Origin of the sequence: Gordonia sp. SL306, from assembly GCF_026625785.1 — a bacterium.
Lineage (GTDB): Bacteria > Actinomycetota > Actinomycetes > Mycobacteriales > Mycobacteriaceae > Gordonia.
The window spans coordinates 1,099,208-1,123,219 of the sequence record NZ_CP113063.1; the positions used below are offsets into that span (position 1 = coordinate 1,099,208).

Here is a 24,012-nt window from a genome sequence, read left to right on the forward strand (position 1 = left end):
CCTGCAGCCGACCTCCGTACGAGGTGCTTCATTCGAGGAGGTCCTCTTCCCCGTCCTGCCACCGGACGATCACGCCGGGTACGCGCATGTCGTTGCCGTCGAAGGTGATGTCGCCCATCGCGCCGGCGAAGCCCGTGCCGGCAACCTTCGTCAGTCCGTCACGAACGCCTTCCCGGGACGAGTCGTTGGAAGCCTTGATGCCGCGAGCGATCCACCAGATGGCGTCGAAGCCCTCGGCCGCGTACGGGTCCGGCGACTTGCCGTACTTCTGCGTGTAGGCCGCGGTGAAGGCATGCGATGCGGGTGCGTCCATCGCCGCCGAGAAGTCCACCGGGTAGACGAGACTGTTGGCAGCGGCGCCCGCGGGGGCGATCATCCCGGCACTCTGGTTGGTGGATCCGAGAACCTGACCGGTGTAGCCCGCCTGGCGCAGCTGCTTCATGAAGGTGACCGATTGGGGTGCGGTCAGCAGCATGACGACGGCCTGCGGCCTGGCCGCGGCGATCTGCTGGGACTGGCTGGTGAAGTCCTGGGTGGTCGACTGCACTTCAACGGTCTGGTCGATCGACAGACCGTACTTCTGCTGGTCGGGCTTGATGACGTCGCTGACCAGGCTCGCGTAGGTCGGGAGGGTGCCGTTGTAGATGAGCGAGAGCTGCTTGAATCCGTTGTCGGCCAGCCACTTGTCACCCTTGGTGTAATACGTTTCCATCGGTGCGGTCGCCCGGAACGTGTAGGCGCCGGTCACCACACCGGGCGAGCCGGACTGGGTGAAGACGGTCGGCACCTTGCTCTTGTTGACGATCGGTGCGACGGCGGCGGACTGTTGGCCGAGCGTCGGCCCGAGGATCGCCGAGACGTCGTTGTCGGCCATCGCCTTGGTCATGTCGCTGACCGCTCGTTCGATCTCGCCGGCCGGATCGGATTGCGGCATCGTGATGGTGACGCCTTCGCCGAGGAAACGCTGTCCGTTGATCTGTTCGACGGCCAGTCGAGCACCACGGCTAGCACTGATACCCGCGTAGCCGACCGGCCCACTCTGGTCGTTGACAGCTGCGATGGTGATCGTTTTCGCGATCCCTTGGCCGGATTGCTGTGCCGAGCCGCCACCTGAGCTGCAGGCGGCCATGGCGAGAACACCAGACATCGTCAATGCGGCAAAGGCGGCATTTCTTCGGGCTTTCACCGTGTTGATACCTCTCGTGATTGCGGGCGGGCATCCCCGCCGGCAGCGACTCGGATCAGTTGAAGTCACGATCTCCCGGCACCCTAATCTCTGATAATAGTAGATATGATCCGCCATATAGTGTCAAGGCTCACAGCCATGCGTCCCCACGACGAGGCGACCGCGGACTTCGACAAGGAAGACCGCGGTCACCCCGGTAGAACGGGATCCCCTAGTCGACGAGCGACTCCTTGCTGCCGTCCCACTTGACCATCGCACCGGTGACGCGCATGTCATTGCCGTCGAATGTCAGGTCACCCATGGCGCCGGCGAAGCCCTGCCCGGCAACCTGCGCGAGGCCCTTCTGAATACCGCTGCGTGACGAGTCGTTCGATGCCTTGATCCCACGCGCTACCCACCAGAGGGCGTCGAAGCCCTCGGCCGCGTACGCGTCGGGCGCCTTGCCGAACTTCGCGGTGAACGCCTTGGTGAATGCCTGCGAGGTTTCACCGTCCATCGCGGACGAGAAGTCGACCGGGTAGACGAGGCCCTTGGCAGCAGCGCCTGCGGCGGCCGCGTTGCCCGAGCCCTGCACCGAGGTGCCGACGATCTGCCCCTGGTAGCCCGCCTGACGCAATTGCTTCATGAAGGTGACCGCCTGCGAGGCGATCAGCATCATGGACACGGCCGACGGGTTCGCCTGCGCGATCTGCTGGGCCTGTCCGGTGAAGTCCTGCGTAGTCGACTGCACCTCGATCGACTGGCCGACCTTGACTCCGTTGGCCGCGGCGTCCTTCGGGAACACCGTCTTACCAAGGTTGGCGAACGTCGGGTACGTCGCGTTGTAGATGACCGAGACGTTCTTGAGTCCGTTGTCGCCCAGCCACTTCGCCGCGATGTCGTAGTAGCTCTCCATCGGCGCCGTGGCGCGGAAGGTGTAGTCGTTGACCACGACCCCCTCCGAGCCGGACTGGGTGAAGACCGTCGGCACCTTGCGCTGACCGACTGCCGGCGCGACGGCCGCGGCCTGCTGCGCCATCGTCGGGCCGAGGATCACCGAAACGTCGTTGTCGGCCATCGTCTTGGTCATCTCACTGACGGCACGGTCGATCTCGCCCGCGGTGTCGGTCTGCTGAAGTTTCAGCGTGACGCCGTCGCCGAGGAAGCCCTGCTCGTTGACCTGGTCGATGGCGAGCTGAGCGCCCTTGCTGGCGCCGACGCCTGCGTAGGCCACCGGACCGGTCTGGTCGTTGACCGCCGCGATGGTGATCTGCTTCGCGACGCCCTGGCCACTCTGCTGGGTGCCGCTACCACCCCCACACGCGCTCAGGGCGAGCACGGCGACGGCCGCCACCGCCGCCACCGCAGTCTTCGTGGTCCCGATTTTCATGATGCGAGAGTTCCTTTGCGTTGCCCCGGATCGAGGATCGTATTTCTGATAATAAATATGATTATGGCTAAGCCATCAATGGTCGCTGCGCGCCTTCCGCATCACCGGATGTTGGCACCCGCATCCACTGGGAACGTCACGCCGGTGACGTATCGCGCCTCGTCGCTGGACAAGAACAGCACGGCGTTGCTGATGTCGATCGACTCGACCCACGGAACCTGCAGCGCATTGAGGGACACGAAGCCGTCACGGGCGTCGTCGACCGTCGGCTCGGCGACGTCCGGCGCGAACATGCCGTAGGTCCCCGGGTTCTGGATCATCGTCGTGTCGACGTTCGTCGGGTGAATCGTGTTGACGCGAATGTTATACGGCGCCAACTCATTTGCCATCGTACGCATCAGGCCGACGATCCCGTGTTTGGTCGACACGTAGTGGGCGACGTGCTCGATGCCCTTGAGACCGCCGATCGACGACGTGAACACCATGGAACCGCCATTGCCTGCCTCGATCATTGAGGGAATGGCGACCTTGGCGGTGTGGAAGACGCCGGTGAGGTTGACGTCGATCATGTCGCGCCACTCCTGCGACGTCAGCTCCCACGACTTGGCGAACGACGCGATGCCCGCGTTCGCCACCACCGTGTCGACGTGGCCGAACTCGGCCAGTCCAGCGTCGAAGGCCGCCTGCAGCTGATCGAGGTCCCGGACGTCGGCGACGCTGGTCACCATCTTCCGCCCGGTCTTGCTCACGAGCGCCCTGGTCTCCTCGAGCTCCGCCACAGTCGCCAGCGGGTAGGTCGATACCGACGCGATGTCGGCGCAGATGTCGACGCCGATGATGTCGGCGCCCTCTTCGGCCAACCGAAGCGCATGACTGCGCCCCTGTCCGCGCGCCGCGCCGGTGATGAACGCGACCTTGCCTGCCATCCGTTGTGTCATAAGAAGTTCTCCGATCTCGATAGCAATGAGGTGTCATCAGTGATCTGGCGGGACAAGTCAGGCGATCCGACTGCCCGCCAGCTCGTGACCGATCAATATGCAAGCGTCAGACCGCGACCGAGTATGATCCCTTCGCTCACAGTCGATTTGGTGCGCCGGTACCGGGTCACACCTCGAACGCGTCCATCTGCGGCGTCAGCATCGGACTGATGACCCGCGCGGAAATCTTCCATCCGTCAGCGCCACGCTCGTAGGAGTCCCGGTTCAACGCGATCGCCTTGATCGCGCCGCCGTTGCGCATCTCGCATTCGGCGTACACATAGTTCGTCCCGTGTGCGTGATCGTCGTCGTCGAAGTCGATGAGATGGTTGGACAGGATGTGCGCACCACGTTCGACCGCCGCGGCATCCGCGACAAAGAAGGCGAGGATGGCGGCGTGGCCCTCGTATCGTTCGAGTCCGACGGCGGTGGCGTCCCACACCGCATCCGCGGTGAACGCCGATGCTGCTTCTTCCGGGTCGCCGAGATCGAGCCCGCGGGCGTAGAGATTCGTGGCCCGGATGATGTCGTTGATGTCGTCTGCTCGCATGTCTTTCCCTTTCCGAGAGTGAACGATCGGCCGCTCAGAGGTCGTACATGATGACGCCGCGGATGTTCTTTCCCTCGCGCATGTCGGTGACCGCCTGGTTGATCTGCTCCAACTCATAGGTCTTGGTCACCAGTTCGTCGAGCTTGAACTCACCGCGTCGGTACATGTCGGCGATCATCGGGATATCGCGACGCGCGTTGGTCGAGCCGTAAAGGGTGCCCTGCAGTCGTTTGCCGCTCATCGCGAAGGTGAACAGGTCGAACGGCACGTCGCGCTGCGTGACCGGGGCAGCGGAGGTGAGGACCAGCATGCCGCCGCGGCACACCATCTCCTGCGCGGGGTTGAGCAGGTGGCCGTAGGCGATGTCGACGGTGATCAGAACCTTGTCGGCACCCTGCCCACCGGTCAGATCAGCGACCAGGCTCGCCGCCTCGTCGAGGTTGTTCACCGTGTGGGTGGCTCCGAACTTCTTGGCCTGGTCACGCTTGAACTCGACCGGGTCGACGGCGACGATGTTCTTCGCGCGCTTGTGGACCGCACCCTGCACGGCGTTCATTCCGACGCCGCCGGTGCCGATGACGACGACGGTCTCACCGAGCTGGACATCGGCGGCATACACCGACGATCCCCATCCGGTCGGCACGCCGCAGCCGATGAGCGCAGCCTTGTCGAGGGGGATGTCCTTGCCGATCTTGACGCACGAGTCGATGTTCACGACGACGTACGGCGAGAAGGTTCCGAGGTAGGAGAACGGTCCGACGCCCTGGCCGCGAGCATGTACGCGGTGGGTGCCGTCCGGCGCGAAGCCGCCGAGGACGCCGGCACCCATGGTGCACAGGTTGGTCAGGCCGATGTTGCACTTCTCGCAGCGGCCGCAGGCCGGCATGAACGAGAGAACGACGTGGTCGCCGACTTCGAAGTCAGTGACGTGCGGGCCGACCTCTTCGACGACGCCCGCGCCCTCGTGGCCGCCGATGATCGGGGCCCAGTCGAGCGGGATGTCGCCGGTGTCGACGTGGTCGTCACTGTGGCAGATGCCGGAGGCGGCCAGTTTCACCTTGACCTCCCGACTCTTCGGCGGGTCGATCTCGATCTCTTCGACGCTCCAGCCCGATCGAGTTCCGGGCTCCCAGATCAGTGCACCCATTGTCTTCATGAAGATCTCCTCCGAGTCGCTCACCCGATTGGGGCGAGATTCGTACCACCGACAGCGGTCACGGTGAGGTTCATCTCGTGACCGCAATCACAATAACTATTATCATAAACACTGTCCAGAATAACGGGCAGGAAGTTTCACAATCCTCGATTTGATGCCCTAATCACGCTAACCATTATCATGATATGAGTATGGGAGTGAACTCTGAGGAAGCACGCGAGCGTGGGTAACGGCGCAGAATCAACGCAGGTGAACCCGCCAGTCGACGCGCCAACCGAGGGCCCGCCGCGGTCCGTCACACGGTACGGGCTGACCGCAACCGTTGCGTTCTGCCTTCTCGTGGTCGGCTCCAACATCCCCGGCCCCCTGCTGCCGGTGTACCGCGACCAGTTGCAGCTCAGCACCTTCACGGTGACCGCACTGTTCGCCGCCTACCTCGCCGGACTCGTCGCCACGCTCACCTTGCTCTCCCGCACCGAGCTGGCGCGGTACTCGACACGCGTGCTCCCCGTCGCCCTCGTCTTCTCACTCACCGGCGACATCGCACTGCTCGCAGGCAATCACAACGTCGGATGGCTGTTCGTCGGCCGCGTTCTGGTCGGCATTTCGGTCGCCCTGGGCACCGGATCTGCCGCCACGCTCGTCCTGGCCACCCGCGGCGAACGCGGCCGCGCCATCGCCGCGACCGGAACGCTGGCCGGCTCCTTCGGCGGCATCGCGGTGTCCGCCGTCGTCGCGGATCTGCTCCCCGGCCCGACGACGACGATCTACTACATCCACATCGCGCTGCTCGTGGCCGCCGGGTCCGCCTTGCTCGCGCTGCAACAACGAGTCGGGAGCGAGGTGCAACGTCTGATCGGCAACCGCGGCGAACCCGCAGCGCAGCTGCCCGACGAACCAGGGACGAACCGTTATCCGCAACGGCTGCGTCTCGCGGGATTCGCCCTGGGCACCGCAGGCTGGGCGATCGGCGGCATCGTGGTGGCGCTGTTGCCGACCGTCTTCCGGGACATGACCGGCTCACCGTCGATCATCCTGACCGCACTCGGTCCGATGGTGCTGATCGGCGCGGCCTGCCTCGCACCGATGGTCATCGGTTCGATCCGTCCACCGGTGACCGCCACCGCGATCGCCGTGGGGGCATTCCTCTGCGTGCTCGGCGTCTGGGCCGACAGCCTGCCGATTGCCCTCCTGTGCTGCCTCGTCTGGGGCATCGGCCAGGGTTTCGCTTACAACAACGGGCTCAAGATCGTGACCGCGGGCCTCGACCCGGTCGAGCAGGGGCGAACCGCCTCGCAGTACGCCTCGGTCGCCTACGGATTCACCGGCGTCCTATCGGTGACCACCGGCGTGATCGCGACGTCGACCGACATCGTGAGCGGGCTGCTGTTCACCGCGGCCGTTTTCGTCACCCTGTGCGGCGTGACGATCGTGCTCGGTTTCGGCCGGTGGCCGCGCCGACTGTGAGACCTCGTCGGCGCGGCACCCGGTCAGATGGAAACGGCGAGCAGACTGGCGTCTCGGGTGTCCCGACGCTGATGCTCCGACGACGACGGTGCCGCACACCCGTACAGGACATCGCCGTTCGCTCCTCCGATGGCGCACGCGAACACGCCGGTCCCGAACCGTTTCTCGTCGAGGATCTCGCCGCCCTCGGCCACCCGGATGACGCGCTGATGGAGTGCGTCGGCCACCCAGATGGTGCCGTCGTCGCCGAGGCAGATGCCGTCCGGCGCGACCTGCGACGCCGCCATCGCATCCCGGACCGAGGACCGCGGCACCTCGGGTCCGAACGCCGCCCACACCCGACGGCCGGTGAGCTTTCCGGCCTGATCGAGGTCGAAGGCGGTGAGCCGGTTGCCCATGCTCTCGGCGACGACGAACGTCCGCACCTCGTCGTCGGGCATACCGAGAATCACCGACCCGTTCGGGAAGAGCAGATCGTTCGCCGCGACCTCCGCCGTCCCATCGGGGGCCACATGAATGAGGACGGCGGATTCGACGTACGACCGCGATCGGAACTCGAAACCGAACGTCGAGATGAACGCATGCCCCTGCTCATCGACTGTCATGTCGTTGAGTTTGCCGGTCGCGAGTGCGGAAACGTCGGCGTGCACCGCGGCCGACGCGGGGTCGTCGGCGTTCTCCCGGACCAGGATCTTGCCGTCGACCATGGACACGATCAGCATCCGTCCATCGGGCAGCCACCCGAGCCCCGACGGCTGGTCGTCGATCGACAGCTCGACGCGCGCATCGTCACCGGAGCCGATCGACAGCACCTCGTGAGCGTAAAGGTCCGACACCCACAGTCGGCCGTCCCGCCATCGCGGGCACTCCAGGAAGGCACGTCCGTCGACCACCGTGGTGACCGCCGACTCGTTCGTCATCAGTTCTCCTAGATTGAGAGTTCACCGGCCCCGTTCGGGCCAACTTCACCCTAATCATGCACATAGTTTTCAACCCAACACAACCACGAGTGTGACCGTTGACACTCTGATGAGTTCATCATTATGATGAGCATCAATAACCCAATTAGCGCACCCGACGACAAGGCAGATCAGATGAGTTTGGACGAAGCCACCGCAGGATTCCTGGCGCAAGCGGCCGAGGGCGGCGGCAAGCCGTTGTACGAGATGACTCCCGACGAGGTCCGCTCGATGAACGACGGCTTCATCGAGCTGTACGGTCCCGGGCCCGAGATGGAAGCCGTGGAGAACGTCACCGTCGACGCGGCCGACGGCCATCAGATCCCGGTCCGCGTCCTGACCCCCTCGAAGAATCCGCGCGGCGTCCTCGTCTACTACCACGGCGGTGGCTGGGTCGTCGGCACGCCCGACCAGTTCGACACCCTTGCCCGACAGCTCGCGGCGGGGACCGACTGCATCGTCGTACTCCCTGACTACCGACTCGCGCCGGAGAACGTCTACCCGGCCGCCGCGAACGACGCGTGGGACGTCGCGAAGTGGACCGCCGCACGGTTCAGCGACCTGCCGCTCCTCGTGGGCGGCGACAGTTCAGGCGGCAATCTCGCCGCCGTCGTCGCGCAGCAGGCGGTGGCCGAGGCCGGCCCGCACATCTCCTTCCAGATCCTGGTGTACCCGGTCACCGACAGCAACACCGAAAATGCCACCTACCTCGATCCGGCAAATCAGCTGATGCTCGACAAGAAGTCGATGGACTGGTTCTGGGATCTCTACATCCCGGACAAGAGCATGCGCTCCGAATCGAACGTGTCCCCCCTACAGGGCGACGTGACCGGAACGGCTCCGGCCATCGTGCTGATCGCCGAATACGATGTGCTACGCGGCGAGGGCGAGGCGTACGCCGCGAAGCTGCAGGCTGCAGGCGTGCCGGTGCAGCTGCGGATCTTCGAGGGCCAGATGCACGGCTTCTTTCAGTTCGTCAACATCCTTCCAGGTTCCGCGGCCGGCGTCGAATACGTCAACGCCGCCGTGACCGCCCACCTCGACGCCCAGTAGGAGAGACGCCATGTTCCGTATCACCGTCAGCTACAACCACCCGACCGATCCCGAGCAGTTCCTCGAGCACTACCGCGCCGTGCACGCTCCGCTGACCGCGACGATGCCGGGCGCCAGCTTCGAATGGGGTGTCTGCGAGACGCTCGACGGCACCGCGCCCGAACACTTCGTCGTCGGCGTCCTGTCCTTCGAGTCAAAAGAAGCCGCCATCGCCGGCCTGAGCTCCCCCGAGGGGCAGGCCGGAACCGCCGACATGCCGAACTTCGCCGGCGCGGGGGCCGTCGTCGACATGCACGAAGTGAATATCGCCTGAACCCGATCGGCATACCGGACAACTGCCCCACAGCGGCCGGCGCTCGTCGCGTCGGCTGCTCACATCGGCGCGGTGCACCCAATTCTGAAGTCGATGACAGTACCCTAATGGCGTAATCATGCACATCGTTCCACAGGAGTGTCCTGCGGAAACTGTCCGTCAGGGGAATCGAATGCACACCGGAGGCTGCACTGGTTCAGAAGAGGCCGTCCGATGACCGGCCCAGCGAGGTCCCCCAAAGCCGCGGTCGTCTTCAGTCAGCGGATTGTTCAGGAGGCCCTCGACGCGGGCTTGGGCCCCGGCGACCTCCTGCCGTCGGAGAAGATCATGGTCGAGAAGTACCAGATCGGTCGGGGCACACTCCGCGAAGCGTTGCGGCTGCTCGAATTCCAGGGCGTCGTCGTGATGAAGCCCGGCCCGCGTGGCGGCCCGGTGCTGCAGGAGCCCACGGGCGCGTTCCTGTCCGGCGCATTCGTACTCCTCATGCAGCTGCGAAACGCGCCACTTCGATCGATCTTCGAGGCACGCCTCTCCATCGAGCCGGTGATCACCCAGTTGGCCGCCGCCAACATCTCCGATGAGCGCCTCGCCGAAGTGGGCGCCACCGTCGAACAGATGAAGTCGGCACTGCGCAGCGACCGGCGGGCATTCCTCGAAGCCAACAAGGAGTTCCACGACATCATCGCCTGGTCTACGGACAACCCACTGCTCGGCTACCTGGCCGATTCGTTGCTCGAAGTCACCAACGGCACCATCGTCGGCATGGACTTTCCGCAGGCCCGTCGTAAGGCCACGCTGGCCGCACACGAATCGATCTACACCGCGATGAGCGAACGCGACGCCGGGGCGTCGATGGCGGCGATGCGCGAGCACATCGACGACTACCTCTCGTATGCGGAGAAGAAATTCCCGGACATCATCAGATCCGTGGTCCGGTGGGATCGAGACCTGTAGCCCCCGCCGACAGCCGCAGCACCTCGCAGAAAGGCCCCGTCCCGGTGAACCCGGAGCGGGGCCTTTCGCAGCAATGCCGACGGACTGACGATCAGAGCAGCAGCGTGCCCATGTCGACCGCGAGCGACTGCCCGGTGACGAACCGCGCCTCATCCGAACACAGCCAGGTCACCGCGTTGGTGATCTCCTCCGGCTCCACCGGGCCGCGGTTCATGACATTCGCCATCCAGCCGCCGGGAGCGTCGTCGGCGAGATCCGCCTCGAAGAACTCGTTCTTGATCATCTTGGTGGCGACACCGGCCGGGATCACGGTGTTGACCCGCACGCCGTACTTGCCGAGCGCCATCGCGAAGTTTCGCATCAGCGACAGGACACCGCTCTTCGCGGCGCCGTAGCCCATCTGGCCGGGGTTGAGGAGTTCCTCCTTGTACGCGACGCCGATGTAACTCGACGTCGAGCCCGTGATGACGATCGCGCCGCCGTTGTTGCGTTCGGCGAATCCCGGGGTCACCGCACGCAGCAGGTAGTAGACGCCGTTGAGCATGATCGCGACTGAGTCGTCCCAGGCGGCCATGTCGTGCTTCTTCTTGCCGTAGCTGGCCATGACACCCGCATTGGCGAGGACGATGTCCAGGCCGCCGAACTCGGTCTCGACCTGCTTGACCGCAGTCTCGACCTGAGTCTGGTCGCGCACGTCGCACTGAATCGCCAGCACCTTGCCGCCGAACTCCTTGAGTTCGGCTTCAGTGGCTGCGAGGTCTTCGAGCGTGGACGTCGGGTAGACGACGGATTCGACCTGGGCAGCAATGTCCAGGATCGCGACGTCGGCGCCCTCACGGGCCAGCCGCAACGCATGCGAACGACCTTGTCCGCGAGCGCCGCCCGTGATCAGTGCCGTCTTACCGTCGAATCGTCCCATGTCGTCCTCCACTAGAAATCGCTCGAACCGAGGTGGATCACACCTCGACGCATTGGTGACTCAGATAATACCAATCATACGCATAGATTGAAATCTCGATGGGCCGGCGCACGAAGCGCAATACCACGACGAGGGCCCCGCTCCGAGTTTCGGAGCGGGGCCCTCGTGCAGACCTAAACGGTCAGTGCATTACCAGATCACTTGTTGATCTTGGTGACGCGGCCGGCACCGACGGTGCGGCCACCCTCGCGGATCGCGAAGCGCAGGCCCTCATCCATGGCGACCGGCTGGATGAGCTTGACGCTCATCTCGGTGTTGTCGCCCGGCATGACCATCTCGGTGCCCTCGGGGAGGGTCACGACGCCGGTCACGTCCGTGGTGCGGAAGTAGAACTGCGGACGGTAGTTGTTGAAGAACGGGGTGTGACGACCACCCTCGTCCTTGCTCAGGATGTAAGCCTGGCCCTCGAACTCCGTGTGCGGAGTCGTGGTGCCCGGCTTCACGATGACCTGACCGCGCTCGACGTCCTCACGCTTGAGGCCGCGCAGCAGCAGACCGGCGTTGTCGCCCGCCTGTGCCGAGTCGAGCAGCTTGTGGAACATCTCGATACCGGTGACGGTGGTCTTGGTGGACTTGTCGCGGATGCCGACGATCTCGACTTCCTCGTTCACGTTGACCTCGCCGCGCTCCACACGACCGGTGACCACGGTGCCGCGGCCGGTGATGGTGAAGACGTCCTCGACGGGCATCAGGAACGGCTTGTCGGTCTCGCGGACCGGGTCCGGGATCGACTCGTCGACGGCAGCCATGAGCTCCTCGACCGACTTGGTCCACTCGGCGTCGCCCTCGAGCGCCTTCAGCGCCGAGACCTTGACCACCGGGGCCTCCTCGTCGAACTCCTGGGCGGCCAGCAGTTCGCGGACCTCCATCTCGACGAGCTCGATGATCTCATCGTCGTCGACCATGTCGGCCTTGTTCAGGGCGACCAGGATGTAGGGCACACCGACCTGGCGGGCCAGCAGCACGTGCTCGCGGGTCTGCGGCATCGGACCGTCGGTGGCGGCGACCACGAGGATCGCGCCGTCCATCTGAGCCGCACCGGTGATCATGTTCTTGATGTAGTCCGCGTGACCGGGAGCGTCGACGTGCGCATAGTGACGCTTCTCGGTCTCGTACTCCACGTGCGAGATGTTGATCGTGATACCACGAGCCTTCTCTTCCGGAGCCTTGTCGATCTGATCGAACGCGAAGCTCTGGTTGAGTTCCGGGTACTTGTCGTGCAGCACCTTGGTGATGGCCGCGGTCAGCGTGGTCTTGCCGTGGTCGACGTGACCGATGGTGCCGATGTTCACGTGCGGCTTGGTCCGCTCGAACTTCGCCTTCGCCACTTGATTGTCCTCCTGGACTGTTGTTGCTCTGTTGGGTGGATCCCAACAGCTCTGTTCGGTTACTTACGTTGTTGCGCCCGCTTGTGATGTGGCCGGCGCATGTCGCGGGGGCGACCGACTTACTCGCCGGTGGCCTTCGCGATGATCTCCTTCGACACGTTCGCGGGAACTTCCGCGTAGGAGTCGAACACCATGGAGTAGTTTGCCCGGCCCTGGGTCTTCGACCGAAGGTCTCCGATGTAGCCGAACATCTCCGACAGCGGCACCTGCGCCTTCACGACACGGGCACCACTGCGCTCCTCCATGGCCTGGATCTGGCCACGGCGGGAGTTCAGGTCGCCGATCACGTCACCCATGTAGTCCTCCGGAGTCGTGACCTCGACGGCCATGATCGGCTCCAGGATGACCGGGCTCGCCATCCGCGCGGCCTCCTTGAGGGCCTGCGAACCGGCGATCTTGAAGGCCATCTCCGAGGAGTCGACGTCGTGGTACTGACCGTCGAGCAGGGTGACCTTCAAGTTGACCAGCGGGTAACCGGCGAGCACGCCGTACTGCATCGCGTCTTGCGCGCCGGCATCCACAGACGGGATGTACTCACGCGGAACGCGACCACCGGTCACCGCATTGTCGAACTCGTAGGTGGCGCCGTCCTCGGCGTCCACCAGCGGCTCGAGCTTGATGATGACCTTGGCGAACTGCCCCGATCCACCGGTCTGCTTCTTGTGGGTGAACTCGTGCTTGTCGACGCTCTTCTTGATGGTCTCGCGGTACGCGACCTGCGGCTTGCCCACGTTGGCCTCGACCTTGAATTCCCGCTTCATGCGGTCGACCAGCACGTCGAGGTGCAGCTCGCCCATACCGCCGATGACGGTCTGGCCGGTCTCGTCGTTGAGCGACACCGTGAAGGTCGGGTCCTCTTCGGCGAGCTTCTGGATCGCGGTGCCGAGCTTCTCCTGGTCGGACTTGGTCTTCGGCTCGATCGAGACGTTGATGACCGGGTCCGGGAAGCTCATCGACTCGAGCACGATCGGCGCATTCGAATCGCACAGGGTATCGCCGGTGGTGGTGTCCTTCAGGCCGATCATCGCGTAGATGTGACCGGCCCAGGCCTCGTCGACCGGGTTCTCCTTGTTGGCATGCATCTGGAACAGCTTGCCGATGCGCTCCTTCTTGCCCTTGGTGGCGTTGAGCACCTGGGTGCCCGGCGTCACGTGGCCGGAGTACACGCGGACGAAGGTCAGCTTGCCGAAGAACGGATGAGCCGCGATCTTGAACGCCAGAGCCGAGAACGGCTCTTCCGACGACGGTTTGCGCGACAGGATCTCTTCCTCGTTGCCCACGGCGTGACCCTCGACCGAGGGAACGTCGAGCGGCGACGGCAGGTAATCGATCACCGCGTCCAGCATCGGCTGGACACCCTTGTTCTTGAACGCGGAGCCACAGATCACGGGGTAGTACTCGCGGCCGATGGTCAGCTTGCGGATCGCGCCCTTGATCTCCTCGGTGGTCAGTTCCTCCCCACCGAAGTACTTCTCCAGCAACGCCTCATCGCTCTCGGCGACGGTCTCCATGAGCTTCTCGCGGTACTCGGCGACCTGGTCGACCAGATCCGCGGGGATCTCCTCGAAGGTCGGCTCAGCGCCGATCTCGACGGTGCCGCGCCAGGTGATCGCCTTCTGCTCGATCAGGTCGACGATGCCGTCGAAGTTGTCCTCGGCACCGATCGGCAACTGCAGAACGAGCGGCTTCGCGCCCAGGCGCTCCTCGATGGTGCGCACGGTGAAGAAGAAATCCGCACCGAGCTTGTCCATCTTGTTGACGAAGCAGATGCGCGGGACCTCATACTTCTCCGCCTGCCGCCAGACCTGCTCGGACTGCGGCTCGACGCCTTCCTTGCCGTCGAACACGGCGACCGCACCGTCGAGAACACGTAGGCTGCGCTCCACCTCGACGGTGAAGTCGACGTGCCCGGGGGTGTCGATGATGTTGATCTGGTTGTTGTTCCAGAAGCACGTCACCGCTGCGGAGGTGATGGTGATCCCCCGCTCCTTCTCCTGCTCCATCCAGTCGGTGGTCGACGCACCGTCGTGGGTCTCACCGATCTTGTAGTTGACACCGGTGTAGAAGAGGATTCGCTCGGTTGCGGTGGTCTTGCCGGCATCGATGTGGGCCATGATGCCGATGTTGCGAACCTTGTTCAGGTCGCTGAGCACTTCCTGTGCCACTTAATTGCCTCGCAATTTCGCTAGAGCTGAATTGGTTGTGGTGAGCGTCGGGCCGATGATGATCCATCGCCGGCCCGACGTCGAGATCACCAGCGGTAGTGCGCGAACGCCCGGTTGGCCTCGGCCATCTTGTGGGTGTCCTCGCGACGCTTGACCGAAGCGCCGAGACCGTTGGAGGCGTCGAGCAGTTCGTTGGCGAGACGCTCGACCATGGTCTTCTCGCGACGCTGGCGACTGAAGGTCACCAGCCAACGCAGTGCGAGGGTGTTGGCGCGGTTCGGCTTGACCTCGATCGGCACCTGGTACGTGGCGCCACCGACGCGGCGGCTCTTGACCTCGAGGGTCGGCTTGACGTTGTCGAGCGCGCGCTTGAGGGTGACGACGGGGTCGGTACCGGTCTTGTCGCGGGCCTGTTCGAGCGCCTGGTAGACGATGCGCTCGGCGGTCGACTTCTTGCCGTCCAGCAGGATCTTGTTGACCAGCTGGGTGACCAGCGGCGAACCGTAGACCGGGTCGTTGATCAGGGGGCGCTTGGGTGCGGGTCCTTTACGTGGCATGACTTATCAGTTCCCCTTCTTCGCGCCGTAACGGCTGCGGGCCTGCTTACGGTCCTTGACACCCTGGGTGTCGAGCGAGCCGCGGATGACCTTGTAGCGAACACCCGGGAGGTCCTTCACACGACCACCGCGGACGAGCACCATCGAGTGCTCCTGAAGGTTGTGACCCTCACCCGGGATGTAAGCGGTGACCTCGACGGAGCTGGTCAGGCGCACACGGGCGACCTTTCGCAGCGCGGAGTTCGGCTTCTTCGGGGTGGTGGTGTAGACGCGGGTGCACACGCCGCGACGCTGCGGGCTCCCCTTGAGGGCCGCGGTCTTGGTCTTCGCGGCCTTGTCGTGACGGCCCTTGCGGACCAGCTGATTGATCGTTGGCACTAGGTGTTCTTCCTTTGTCGGCAGTCCCCGCCTGCGTCTCGTCAACGCTGTCGGCGGGCTTGTAGTTGTCATGTCGCGGTTTGTGCTCCGGGCAAGCGCCGAGGATCAGAATTCGATCCCGTTGCTTCCACAACTCGCCCCACCAGCCCGTATGTGCTGGTCAGTACATTATCGCTACCCCGAGGTCGGGCGTGTCAGACACTCGATCGCGGTTTCGCTTGTCAGGCCGCGATCGCCCGGTTGCCGGGCATGCGGACTGGCCCAGCATGTGCCGGGCACCGGCGATCCACTCTACCGATCGAGTTTGCACAGGTCAAAAAACGGATTCACCCATCTCGACGACGACCAACGGATGGTGAACCCGGGGTGACCCATCGGGTTGGTCAACGGACGCCTGCGGAACTTTGTTCCGCATGCTGCCGCTCGACGCGGGCCGCCGACTCCTCGTCGTCCCAGAGCTCGAGGGTCTGCACAACCCAGAAGGCCGCGAACTCGGCGAGCAGCACCACCTCGACCCAGAACAACCACGACGCGCCGACCGGGCCGATCCAGACGATGCCGATGAGTGTCAGAGCCATCACAAAGGCGATGGCCGCATACGCCCACGGATACCACGAGCGCGCTCCCCCACCCTCGCGGTCGGCCAGTGCCGCAAGGCCATTGAAGACCACCACCAGGATGAGGCCGACGAACATCGACACCGCGGCGACGTCGTGGGTCGAACCGGGGATCCAGGTCCAGTGCCCGAACAGCCGCACGACGACGAGGATCACCGCCGTCACGCCGAGGCACCGTGCGACGATGCCGATCCACGTCCGATGCGGCGAGGAGGCGTAACCCCGGAGCCTGCCGAAAACGAACCACAGCACGAGCCCGGCGGCGGTGGCGGCGAAGGCCGCCCACACGTTCCACCGGACCCAGTCCGGGCTCGTGAGCGCCCGCTGGTCGCCCGTGAAGGGTGTCGGGACGAACGCGACCAGAAACGCGAGAAACCCCGCGTAGTTGAGCAGGACGTCCTCGACCTCCGAACGACCCTTGTACGCCATGAGCATCGCGCCCATCGCGCACAGTGCGCCGATGAAGACCGCATGGACCGAGGTGTAGTAGTACCGGCTGATCGACGACTCGACCCGGCCCTCCTCGATGCTGTCGATGGCGATGGCCACCCCGAGCATCAGGATCAGGGAGATCATCCCGACCCGGATGTTGCGGTACGTGTCGATGGTGTCGCCGCGACGTCGCGGGTCCACGTGGTCGTCGGCGAATTCCCTGAGCTTCTTGACGCCGGATTCGACCATGCTCATGCCGACGTTGTTCATACCGAGGCCCCTTCGCCGTCCGCCGGATCAACAAGACCGATGCCATCCATTGGATACGCACCTCCGGTGACCCGACAGGCTTTTCGCGGATTCTCCGTCCGTCGACACGCACAAGGCTCGGGCCGGCCCCGAGTGCACCGGGCCGGCCCGAACCGGAGCAGATCTCGATACCGCCGTTACGGCGTGTTCCACCACGTGACGATGGACGGCCAGGCCTTGGGATTGGACGTCTGGTAGCCGAGGTAGGCGCCGATGGCCGCACCGATCGCGGCTCCGGGTACGGTCCAGATCAGGAAACCGATCAGGCCACCGATCAGCGTGTACAGGGGCGTGTTCCCCTTCCAGCCCGCGTTCAGTTCTCTCCACATCATGTCGTAGCGCTGCTGCTTGCTGATGCGCTTCACACGCGGCTTGGCCTTCTGCTTCTCGGCCGCGTGGGTGGCCGTCCATCGTGCCGACGAGCGGCATCGACCCCACGACCTGCCCCTTGATGTTGCGGACCTGCAACCCGGTGCCCGCCGCGGTCGGCGAGAAGATGCCGTCGACCGATGAGACGACAGCGGCGAACTCCGCTCGGAGCCACGGCTATTCGGTCGATTGGGGCAGCTTCACCTTCGCGGCGCCACGCTTCGCGGGGTTCGACGGCGGCGGCACGACCGGGCCGATGTCGCCGTCGGGCGCATTGTCGAGATCGACGACGACCGGTGCATGGTCACTGGGTTTGCTGCCCTTGCGCGCCTGCCGGTCGATCCACGCCGATGCGACACGATCGGCGACGGGCCCACCGGCGAGAACGAGATCGATCCGCATCCCCAGGTCCTTGTGGAACATCCCGGCCCGGTAATCCCAGTAGCTGAAGACCCGGTCGTCGGGCCACCGGTCGCGGACCACATCGCGCAGACCCAACTCGTCGAAACCGGCGAGCGCCCGGCGCTCCGGCACCGTCACGTGCGTATGGCCTTCGTAGGCAGCCGGATCGAACACATCGGCATCGGTCGGCGCGATGTTCATGTCGCCGCAGAGCATCGTGTTGTCGGCGGTGGCGTCACCCGATGCAGCGGCGACACCGTCACGCAGACGCGCCAGCCATTCCAGTTTGTAGCGGTAGTGGTCCGAGTCGGGCTCCCGGCCGTTGGGTACGTAGAGGGAGTACACCCGAACCCCACCGCAGGTGGCCGACACCGCACGCGCCTCGGTCGGCGAGTCCGGCTCGGGATAACCCGGTACCCCGTCGAAGCCCGACCGGACGTCGTCGAGGCCGACCCGCGACAGTATGGCGACGCCGTTCCACTGTCCTTGTCCCACATGGGCGATCTCATAGCCGCGCTCCGCGAGGTCTGCGCCCAGCACGTCATGGAATGCGTCGTCGGAGAGCTTGGTCTCCTGCAGGCACACCACGTCGGGCGCTCGTTGATCGAGCCAGGGCAACAATCGCGGGATCCGTTGCTTGACCGAATTCACGTTCCAGGTCGCGACGCGCATGGTGTCAACCGTAGTCGCGGGCACCCCACCCGCCGACGGCCTGCCGGTCATCGCGAGCAGAGGGCCCAAGGGGCTGGCGCGGCGGGGTGATGTGTGTCACGTTAGGGCATCGACCCACTCGCCCACCCCTCCGAATCGTCACCCCCGCGCCCGGTCATCGAGCACTCGTGGCGTCGATCGGCCCTGTCCGGGGTTCGCCCCGACGACGCGACCCCGACCACCCTGGTCGACATCGCGTCGGCCGATCCCCTGCTCGATGCCGCCCGACCGGTCCTCGACGACGCCGCCACGCGGCTCGGTGACACGGACATGAGCCTGTTGCTGGTGGACCACGAATGCCGGATGGTGTCCCGGGTGGCGTCCGGCAGTGCGCTGGAACGCAGGCTCGACGATGTGGGAGCGGCACCCGGTGTGCCGTTCGGCGAGGACACGGTCGGTACGACGGCCCTCGGTACGCCCGCCGAGATCCGCGGCGGGATCGCGATCAACGGGCGCGAGCACTACCTGGAGCAGTTCAAGTCGCTGAGCTGTTTCGGTCAGCCGATCATCCATCCGACGACCAGGCGACTGGCCGGCATCATCTGCATGACGGAGATCTCCGACCAGATCAACCCGCTGGCGGTGCCCTTCGTCAACGGGATCGTGGCCGACATCGCCGACCGCCTGCTGGATCGTTCCCGGGCGCATCAGCGACGAGTGCTCGACGCGTTCCAGCGCGCGGCGCCGCGACGAGACGTCGCGGTCGCCGCCATCGGCGACGATCTCCAACTGACGAACGCGCTGGCGGCCGAGTTGCTGTCGCCCACCGATATCGGCGCCCTTCGCATGGTCGCAGCCGATCCCCGTCTGCGCGAGACCGCCATGCCGCTCACTCTGGTGTCCGGCATCGACGTGGAAGTCCAGGTGGAGCCGGTCACCGGCGCACGCGGAGCGGCGCTGTTCCGCTTCCGCCCGATCGTCGCCACCCCGACCCCACCGTCCGTGATCGCCACGGCGCCTGCGTGCAGCGTGGCCGTCACCGGCGAACCGGGCACCGGCCGGAGCACCCACGCGCGATCGGTCGCGCAGGACGCAACGGTCCCGCCGATGGTCCTCGACGTCGCCGACGAGTTGATCGCCGGACGTCACCCCGACGTCCTCGCCGCGCTCGCACTCGCCCGCGAGGAGTGCTCGCCGCTGATCGTCGACGGCGCCGATCTGCTCGACGACCGGTCGGTCGCGATCCTCGGCAAGGCGGCGGCGCAGGCCACCCGGGAGGCTCCACTGGTGGTCGTGAGCGGACCGCGCGAACACGTCGGCTCCGGTGTCGCGGCCCTGCTGTCCCGCTGTGTCACGCGCATCGACCTCGCACCGCTGCGACATCGCACCTCCGAGCTCGCGGCGCTCGCCTCCGCGATGCTGACGGAGATCGATCCAGGACTCTCACTGTCCGGGCAGGCCACCGACGCCTTGTTGTGCCAGGACTGGCCCGGAAACTTCGCCGAGCTGAATGCTGTTCTCCGGCAGTCGGCCTCGGCATGTGCGGACCGGGCGGCACGGGTCGTCGAGCCGGGCGACCTGCCCACCGCTTATCGCACCACGAGTCGCGCCGCCCACCTCTCGGGCCGCGAGCAGGCGGAACGGACAGCGATCGTCGACGCTCTCGACCGTGCCGCCGGCAACAAGGTGCATGCCGCCCGCGACCTCGGGATCAGCCGCACCACCCTGTACGCACGGATGCGTGCCCTGGGCATCTGACCAGCCGTCGTCGCCGGTTCCCGCGTCGGATCGGCTCAGACGCTCAGGGACTGCCGCGCCAGTGCTGCGATCAGGTCCGTCTGCGTGACGATCCCGACGATCCGCGCGCCGTCGAGAACGGGGACGGCAGCGCTGTGACCGTCCGAGAGCATCGGCAGCATCGCCGCCACCGGCGTGCCCACCGCCGCGAACGGCAGGTCCGTCGCCATGACGTCCGCGGCGCACAATGCCATCCGACGATTGGTCCAGCGGCCGAGGAACCTCTCTCCTCGTCGGTCCGATGCCGGGTCGCGCAGACGTACGGCGAGATGGAGTTGGAAGACCACACCAGCGAATTCCCCTGATGGCCGCACGACCGGTAGCGAGGTGAATCCGTGGACGCGGAAGAGTTCGGCGACGTCGGCGAGCGACGTCTCGGGCCCGACCGTCACCAGGTCCCGGGACATGACGTCACCGGCGTCGGCCGGGGCAACGCGATGGGCTGTCGCCTGCAGTTCCGCGGCCCCGATCAACCTGGCCAGATCGGCGACGCCGAGATTGAGTGACTGCCGGTAGCGCGCAAGGATTCCGGTGAGCTCGTCCTCGCTGAGGCCGAGCCTCTCGACGGGCGGTGGTTCGGGATCGAAACGGCGCAACGGATAGTGCCTGCCAGTTGCCCGTGCGTAGACGATCGCCACCACCACGAGCAGCGCCGTGCCGAGCGCGACCGGTGTCACCGCGAACCGGAAACCGAGGGCATGTATCGCATCCGGTGACAGCGCCGCCGTCATCGCGACTGCACCCGCAGGCGGATGAACGGCACGAACGAGGATCATCGCCGCCACCGCGAGCCCGACCGCCAGTGCGACCCTCGCGAATGCGATCGGGACAAGCAGGGTCACCCCCACACCGATCACCGCCGAGAGCGTGTTGCCGACCACCGCGGGCCACGGCTGCGCGAGTGGGCTGCTCGGCGCGGCGAAGATCAGGACCGCGGTCGCGCCGAAGGGTGCGATCAGGTAGAGGCCCGACTGCAGGTCCACGTTCGAACTCACCAGAATCGCGCCGATGACCGCGAGGCCGAGCGCCGAACCGACGCCGGCGCGCAATGCCTCGCGCGGCGGACCGGAGACACCGGCGGGTCCCATGCTGCGGACGGCAAGGCGGACCCTTCCGGATGCGCTGTCTCTCATCGGTCTCCTCTGGGCGCGATTGTCGAGTGACCACGCTAACGGGCACCTCATTGGTCTGTTCAGCCCGGTGTTCAGATTCTGGACAGGGCGGCCGGTCCCATCGGTGGCAGAAATGAAGCAGGTCACATCTATGACCCAGATCACTCAGATCTCGCCACCTGACCAGGAGGTTTCATGACCGCCGTTGCCACCGAACTGCTCCACGGGGTACGCGACTTCATATCCCGCGACCGACCGATGCTGATCGGCGGTGAGTGGGTGTTCGCCGAATCGGGACGGACCTTCGAGACCATCGACCCGGCCACCGCCCGACCGATCACATCGGTTGCGCACGGCGACGCAGCCGACATCGACCGGGCGGTCCGTGCGGCGCGGCAGGCCTTCGACACCGGCCCGTGGTCACGCATGAAGCCCAACGAGCGCGAGCGTCTGATCTGGAAGGTCGGCGACCTCCTCAGCGAGCGGGCGACGGAGTTCGGGCAACTCGAGGCCCTCGACAACGGCAAGGCGGCGACCGTCGCGACGGCAGTCGACATGGCGTGGTCGGCCGACATCTTCCGGTACAACGCCGGACTCGCCACCAAGATCACCGGCAGCACCGTCGACGTGTCGATGCCGTTCGTCCCCGGCGGCGAGTTCCACGCCTACACGTTGCGCGAACCCGTCGGCGTGTGCGGCCTGATCGTGCCGTGGAATTTCCCGCTGCTGATGGCCGCGTTCAAGCTCGCGCCTGCGCTCGCCGCGGGCAACACCGTCATCCTCAAGCCCGCCGAGCAGACCCCGCTCACCGCGCTGCTCCTCGGAGAGATCTTCCAGGAGGCGGGATTCCCGCCCGGCGTGGTCAACATCGTCACCGGCTACGGGGAGGCGGGTGCCGCGCTGGCCGCCCACGACGACGTGGACAAGATCGCCTTCACCGGTTCCACCGAGGTCGGCAAGAAGATCGTCGAGGCCGCGAAGGGCAACTTGAAGAAGGTCTCCCTCGAACTCGGCGGGAAGAGCCCCAACATCGTGTTCGCCGACGCGGACTTCGAGAAGGCCGTGGCCGGATCGGTTGCGGCGTGGATGTTCAACCACGGCCAGTGCTGCGTCGCCGGCACCCGACTCTTCGTCGAACGACCCATCTTCGACGACTTCACGGCCGCGGTCGCCGAGGCGGCATCGCAGGCCAAGATCGGCCCCGGCCTCGATCCGGCCACCGAACTCGGACCGTTGATCAGCCAGGAACAGTTCGATCGTGTGTCGGGCTACCTGTCCGCCGGACTGGCCGACGGCGCCCGCGCACTCACCGGTGGGAAGCGTTGGGGCGACGAGGGGTTCTTCATCGAACCGACCGTCTTCGTCGATGTCGAGCCGAGCTTCTCGATCGTGTCGGAGGAGATCTTCGGTCCCGTGGTGGCGGCTCTCCCGTTCGATGCCGACAGCGGGGTGGCCGCCGCCGCCAACGACTCGATCTACGGACTGGCCGCAGGCATCTGGACCACCGATCTGTCCAAGGCCCACAAGACCGCCCGGCAGATCAAGGCCGGCTCGGTGTGGGTGAACCAATACAACGGCTTCGACACCGCGATGCCGTTCGGCGGGTACAAGCAGTCGGGCTGGGGTCGCGAACTCGGCAGCTCCGCCATCGATCTGTACACCCAGACCAAGGCCGTCAACGTCGCGCTCTGAGCCGACACCCATCCGCAAAGGAGCAACCACACATGTCCATCACCACCAAGGCGGCCGTACTCACCGGCCCAGGCAAGCCGTTCGAACTCGTCGAACTCGATCTCGAGGAGCCCAGGGACGGCGAGGTGCTGATCAAGTACACCGCTGCCGGACTCTGCCACTCCGACCTCCACCTGACCGACGGCGACCTGCCGCCCCGTTATCCGATCGTCGGCGGCCACGAGGGCTCCGGCATCATCGAAGCGGTCGGCCCGGGCGTCACCAAGGTCAAGCCAGGCGATCACGTCGTCTGCAGCTTCATCCCCAACTGCGGGACCTGCCGCTATTGCTCGACCGGTCGACAGAACCTGTGCGACATGGGCGCCACCATCCTCGAGGGGTCGATGCCCGACGGATCGTTCCGCTTCCACTCCGGCGCAGACGATTTCGGAGCGATGTGCATGCTCGGGACATTCGCCGAGCGGGCCACGATCTCGCAGCACTCGGTGGTCAAGGTCGACGAGTGGCTGCCATTGGACAAGGCGGTCCTCGTCGGGTGTGGCGTGCCGTCGGGCTGGGGAACCTCGGTCTACGCGGGCGGCGTGCGCGCGGGCGACACCTGCGTCATCTACGGCATCGGCGGCCTCGGCATCAATGCCGTGCAAGGCGCGGTGTCGGCGGGTGCCAAGCATGTCGTCGTGGTGGATCCGGTGGCCCTGAAACGGGACACGGCGATCAAATTCGGTGCGACACATGCCTTTGCCGATGCGGCCGAGGCTGCGGCCAAGGTCAACGAACTGACCTGGGGACAGGGCGCCGATCAGGCACTCATCCTGGTCGGCACCGTCAACGAGGAGGTCGTGCAGAACGCGACAGCCGTGATCGGCAAGGGCGGCACGGTGGTCATCACCGGGTTGGCCGATCCGACCAAGCTGACCGTGCATGTGTCCGGAACGGACCTGACCCTGAACCAGAAGACGATCAAGGGCAGCCTGTTCGGCTCGGCCAACCCGCAGTACGACATCGTCAAACTGCTCCGCCTCTACGACGCGGGCCAGCTCAAGCTCGACGAGCTGATCACCCAGACCTACACCCTCGACCAGGTCAACGAGGGCTATCAGGATCTGCGCGACGGCAAGAACATTCGCGGTGTGATCATCCACGACGCCTGATCGACCGCGACCGACCCCGGCCCGGACAC

At 65.5% G+C, this 24,012-nt stretch carries 22 protein-coding genes; 7 read left to right on the forward strand and 15 right to left on the reverse strand.

Annotated elements, in window-relative coordinates; genetic code table 11:
* Positions 1-28: 28 nt before the first annotated feature.
* The 5 genes from OVA31_RS04880 to OVA31_RS04900 form a co-directional block, all read right to left on the reverse strand.
* Positions 29-1,186: an ABC transporter substrate-binding protein gene (locus OVA31_RS04880; RefSeq protein ID WP_267629976.1), complete on the reverse strand. Its 1,158-nt coding sequence runs from the start codon at positions 1,184-1,186 to the stop codon at positions 29-31.
* 211 nt (positions 1,187-1,397) lie between these two features.
* Positions 1,398-2,555 carry an ABC transporter substrate-binding protein gene (locus tag OVA31_RS04885; protein WP_267629977.1) on the reverse strand — a complete coding sequence of 386 codons (1,158 nt, stop codon included), beginning with the start codon at positions 2,553-2,555 and terminating at the stop codon, positions 1,398-1,400.
* Positions 2,556-2,656: 101 nt separating this feature from the next.
* Positions 2,657-3,493 (reverse strand): mycofactocin-coupled SDR family oxidoreductase, encoded by an 837-nt coding sequence (locus tag OVA31_RS04890; RefSeq protein ID WP_267629978.1) that lies wholly within the window; start codon positions 3,491-3,493, stop codon positions 2,657-2,659.
* Positions 3,494-3,659: 166 nt separating this feature from the next.
* A complete protein-coding gene (locus OVA31_RS04895) occupies positions 3,660-4,082 on the reverse strand; it encodes a nuclear transport factor 2 family protein (RefSeq protein ID WP_267629979.1) in 423 nt (140 codons plus the stop codon).
* A 34-nt stretch (positions 4,083-4,116) separates the two neighbouring features.
* Positions 4,117-5,238: an NDMA-dependent alcohol dehydrogenase gene (locus tag OVA31_RS04900; RefSeq protein ID WP_267629980.1), complete on the reverse strand. Its 1,122-nt coding sequence runs from the start codon at positions 5,236-5,238 to the stop codon at positions 4,117-4,119.
* A gap of 249 nt (positions 5,239-5,487) precedes the next feature.
* On the opposite strand from OVA31_RS04900, the gene OVA31_RS04905 reads away from it, so the two are divergent.
* A complete protein-coding gene (locus OVA31_RS04905) occupies positions 5,488-6,705 on the forward strand; it encodes an MFS transporter (RefSeq protein WP_267629981.1) in 1,218 nt (405 codons plus the stop codon).
* A gap of 23 nt (positions 6,706-6,728) precedes the next feature.
* Here OVA31_RS04905 and OVA31_RS04910 read toward each other — a convergent pair whose 3' ends face one another.
* Positions 6,729-7,625: an SMP-30/gluconolactonase/LRE family protein gene (locus OVA31_RS04910; RefSeq protein WP_267629982.1), complete on the reverse strand. Its 897-nt coding sequence runs from the start codon at positions 7,623-7,625 to the stop codon at positions 6,729-6,731.
* 174 nt (positions 7,626-7,799) lie between these two features.
* Between OVA31_RS04910 and OVA31_RS04915 the strand changes: the two genes are divergently transcribed.
* From OVA31_RS04915 to OVA31_RS04925, 3 genes are all read left to right on the forward strand, one after another.
* On the forward strand, positions 7,800-8,717 hold the full coding sequence (locus OVA31_RS04915) for an alpha/beta hydrolase (protein ID WP_267629983.1): 918 nt from the start codon (positions 7,800-7,802) through the stop codon (positions 8,715-8,717).
* Positions 8,718-8,727: 10 nt separating this feature from the next.
* A complete protein-coding gene (locus OVA31_RS04920; RefSeq protein ID WP_267629984.1) occupies positions 8,728-9,030 on the forward strand; it encodes an EthD family reductase in 303 nt (100 codons plus the stop codon).
* 213 nt (positions 9,031-9,243) lie between these two features.
* Positions 9,244-9,984, forward strand: coding sequence for a FadR/GntR family transcriptional regulator (locus OVA31_RS04925; RefSeq protein WP_267629985.1), 741 nt, complete (start codon positions 9,244-9,246; stop codon positions 9,982-9,984).
* Between the two features lie 91 nt (positions 9,985-10,075).
* On the opposite strand, the gene OVA31_RS04930 is transcribed toward OVA31_RS04925, so the two are convergent.
* From OVA31_RS04930 to OVA31_RS04965, 8 genes are all read right to left on the reverse strand, one after another.
* On the reverse strand, positions 10,076-10,903 hold the full coding sequence (locus tag OVA31_RS04930; protein ID WP_267629986.1) for an SDR family oxidoreductase: 828 nt from the start codon (positions 10,901-10,903) through the stop codon (positions 10,076-10,078).
* Positions 10,904-11,100: 197 nt separating this feature from the next.
* On the reverse strand, positions 11,101-12,291 hold the full coding sequence (tuf, locus tag OVA31_RS04935) for an elongation factor Tu (RefSeq protein WP_267629987.1): 1,191 nt from the start codon (positions 12,289-12,291) through the stop codon (positions 11,101-11,103).
* A gap of 119 nt (positions 12,292-12,410) precedes the next feature.
* Positions 12,411-14,516: an elongation factor G gene (fusA, locus tag OVA31_RS04940; RefSeq protein WP_267629988.1), complete on the reverse strand. Its 2,106-nt coding sequence runs from the start codon at positions 14,514-14,516 to the stop codon at positions 12,411-12,413.
* 86 nt (positions 14,517-14,602) lie between these two features.
* Positions 14,603-15,073 carry a 30S ribosomal protein S7 gene (rpsG, locus tag OVA31_RS04945; RefSeq protein ID WP_164308625.1) on the reverse strand — a complete coding sequence of 157 codons (471 nt, stop codon included), beginning with the start codon at positions 15,071-15,073 and terminating at the stop codon, positions 14,603-14,605.
* Positions 15,074-15,079: 6 nt separating this feature from the next.
* Entirely contained in the window at positions 15,080-15,451 is a 372-nt protein-coding gene (gene rpsL, locus OVA31_RS04950; protein ID WP_007619326.1) for a 30S ribosomal protein S12, read from the reverse strand.
* Positions 15,452-15,834: 383 nt separating this feature from the next.
* Positions 15,835-16,770 carry a hypothetical protein gene (locus OVA31_RS04955; protein WP_267629989.1) on the reverse strand — a complete coding sequence of 312 codons (936 nt, stop codon included), beginning with the start codon at positions 16,768-16,770 and terminating at the stop codon, positions 15,835-15,837.
* 176 nt (positions 16,771-16,946) lie between these two features.
* Entirely contained in the window at positions 16,947-17,174 is a 228-nt protein-coding gene (locus tag OVA31_RS04960; RefSeq protein ID WP_267629990.1) for a glycine zipper domain-containing protein, read from the reverse strand.
* A 181-nt stretch (positions 17,175-17,355) separates the two neighbouring features.
* The gene (locus tag OVA31_RS04965; protein ID WP_267629991.1) at positions 17,356-18,252 is read right to left on the reverse strand and encodes an exodeoxyribonuclease III; all 897 of its coding nucleotides are present in this window, start codon (positions 18,250-18,252) and stop codon (positions 17,356-17,358) included.
* 309 nt (positions 18,253-18,561) lie between these two features.
* On the opposite strand from OVA31_RS04965, the gene OVA31_RS04970 reads away from it, so the two are divergent.
* Positions 18,562-19,989: a helix-turn-helix domain-containing protein gene (locus OVA31_RS04970; protein WP_267629992.1), complete on the forward strand. Its 1,428-nt coding sequence runs from the start codon at positions 18,562-18,564 to the stop codon at positions 19,987-19,989.
* Positions 19,990-20,024: 35 nt separating this feature from the next.
* On the opposite strand, the gene OVA31_RS04975 is transcribed toward OVA31_RS04970, so the two are convergent.
* Positions 20,025-21,161: an HPP family protein gene (locus OVA31_RS04975; protein WP_267629993.1), complete on the reverse strand. Its 1,137-nt coding sequence runs from the start codon at positions 21,159-21,161 to the stop codon at positions 20,025-20,027.
* Between the two features lie 174 nt (positions 21,162-21,335).
* On the opposite strand from OVA31_RS04975, the gene OVA31_RS04980 reads away from it, so the two are divergent.
* The gene (locus OVA31_RS04980) at positions 21,336-22,832 is read left to right on the forward strand and encodes an aldehyde dehydrogenase family protein (RefSeq protein ID WP_267629994.1); all 1,497 of its coding nucleotides are present in this window, start codon (positions 21,336-21,338) and stop codon (positions 22,830-22,832) included.
* A 32-nt stretch (positions 22,833-22,864) separates the two neighbouring features.
* Positions 22,865-23,983, forward strand: a complete 1,119-nt coding sequence (locus tag OVA31_RS04985) for an NDMA-dependent alcohol dehydrogenase (protein ID WP_267629995.1) — start codon at positions 22,865-22,867, stop codon at positions 23,981-23,983.
* Positions 23,984-24,012 lie beyond the last annotated feature (29 nt).

Coding starts and splice junctions, on each gene's coding strand:
- OVA31_RS04885 (WP_267629977.1), bottom strand. CDS start 2,555: ATGAAAATCGGGACCACGAAGACTGCGGTGGCGGCGGTGGCGGCCGTC.
- OVA31_RS04890 (WP_267629978.1), bottom strand. CDS start 3,493: ATGACACAACGGATGGCAGGCAAGGTCGCGTTCATCACCGGCGCGGCG.
- OVA31_RS04895 (WP_267629979.1), bottom strand. CDS start 4,082: ATGCGAGCAGACGACATCAACGACATCATCCGGGCCACGAATCTCTAC.
- OVA31_RS04900 (WP_267629980.1), bottom strand. CDS start 5,238: ATGAAGACAATGGGTGCACTGATCTGGGAGCCCGGAACTCGATCGGGC.
- OVA31_RS04910 (WP_267629982.1), bottom strand. CDS start 7,625: ATGACGAACGAGTCGGCGGTCACCACGGTGGTCGACGGACGTGCCTTC.
- OVA31_RS04915 (WP_267629983.1), top strand. CDS start 7,800: ATGAGTTTGGACGAAGCCACCGCAGGATTCCTGGCGCAAGCGGCCGAG.
- OVA31_RS04920 (WP_267629984.1), top strand. CDS start 8,728: ATGTTCCGTATCACCGTCAGCTACAACCACCCGACCGATCCCGAGCAG.
- OVA31_RS04925 (WP_267629985.1), top strand. CDS start 9,244: ATGACCGGCCCAGCGAGGTCCCCCAAAGCCGCGGTCGTCTTCAGTCAG.
- OVA31_RS04930 (WP_267629986.1), bottom strand. CDS start 10,903: ATGGGACGATTCGACGGTAAGACGGCACTGATCACGGGCGGCGCTCGC.
- rpsG (WP_164308625.1), bottom strand. CDS start 15,073: ATGCCACGTAAAGGACCCGCACCCAAGCGCCCCCTGATCAACGACCCG.
- OVA31_RS04955 (WP_267629989.1), bottom strand. CDS start 16,770: ATGAACAACGTCGGCATGAGCATGGTCGAATCCGGCGTCAAGAAGCTC.
- OVA31_RS04965 (WP_267629991.1), bottom strand. CDS start 18,252: ATGCGCGTCGCGACCTGGAACGTGAATTCGGTCAAGCAACGGATCCCG.
- OVA31_RS04970 (WP_267629992.1), top strand. CDS start 18,562: ATGAGCCTGTTGCTGGTGGACCACGAATGCCGGATGGTGTCCCGGGTG.
- OVA31_RS04975 (WP_267629993.1), bottom strand. CDS start 21,161: ATGAGAGACAGCGCATCCGGAAGGGTCCGCCTTGCCGTCCGCAGCATG.
- OVA31_RS04980 (WP_267629994.1), top strand. CDS start 21,336: ATGACCGCCGTTGCCACCGAACTGCTCCACGGGGTACGCGACTTCATA.
- OVA31_RS04985 (WP_267629995.1), top strand. CDS start 22,865: ATGTCCATCACCACCAAGGCGGCCGTACTCACCGGCCCAGGCAAGCCG.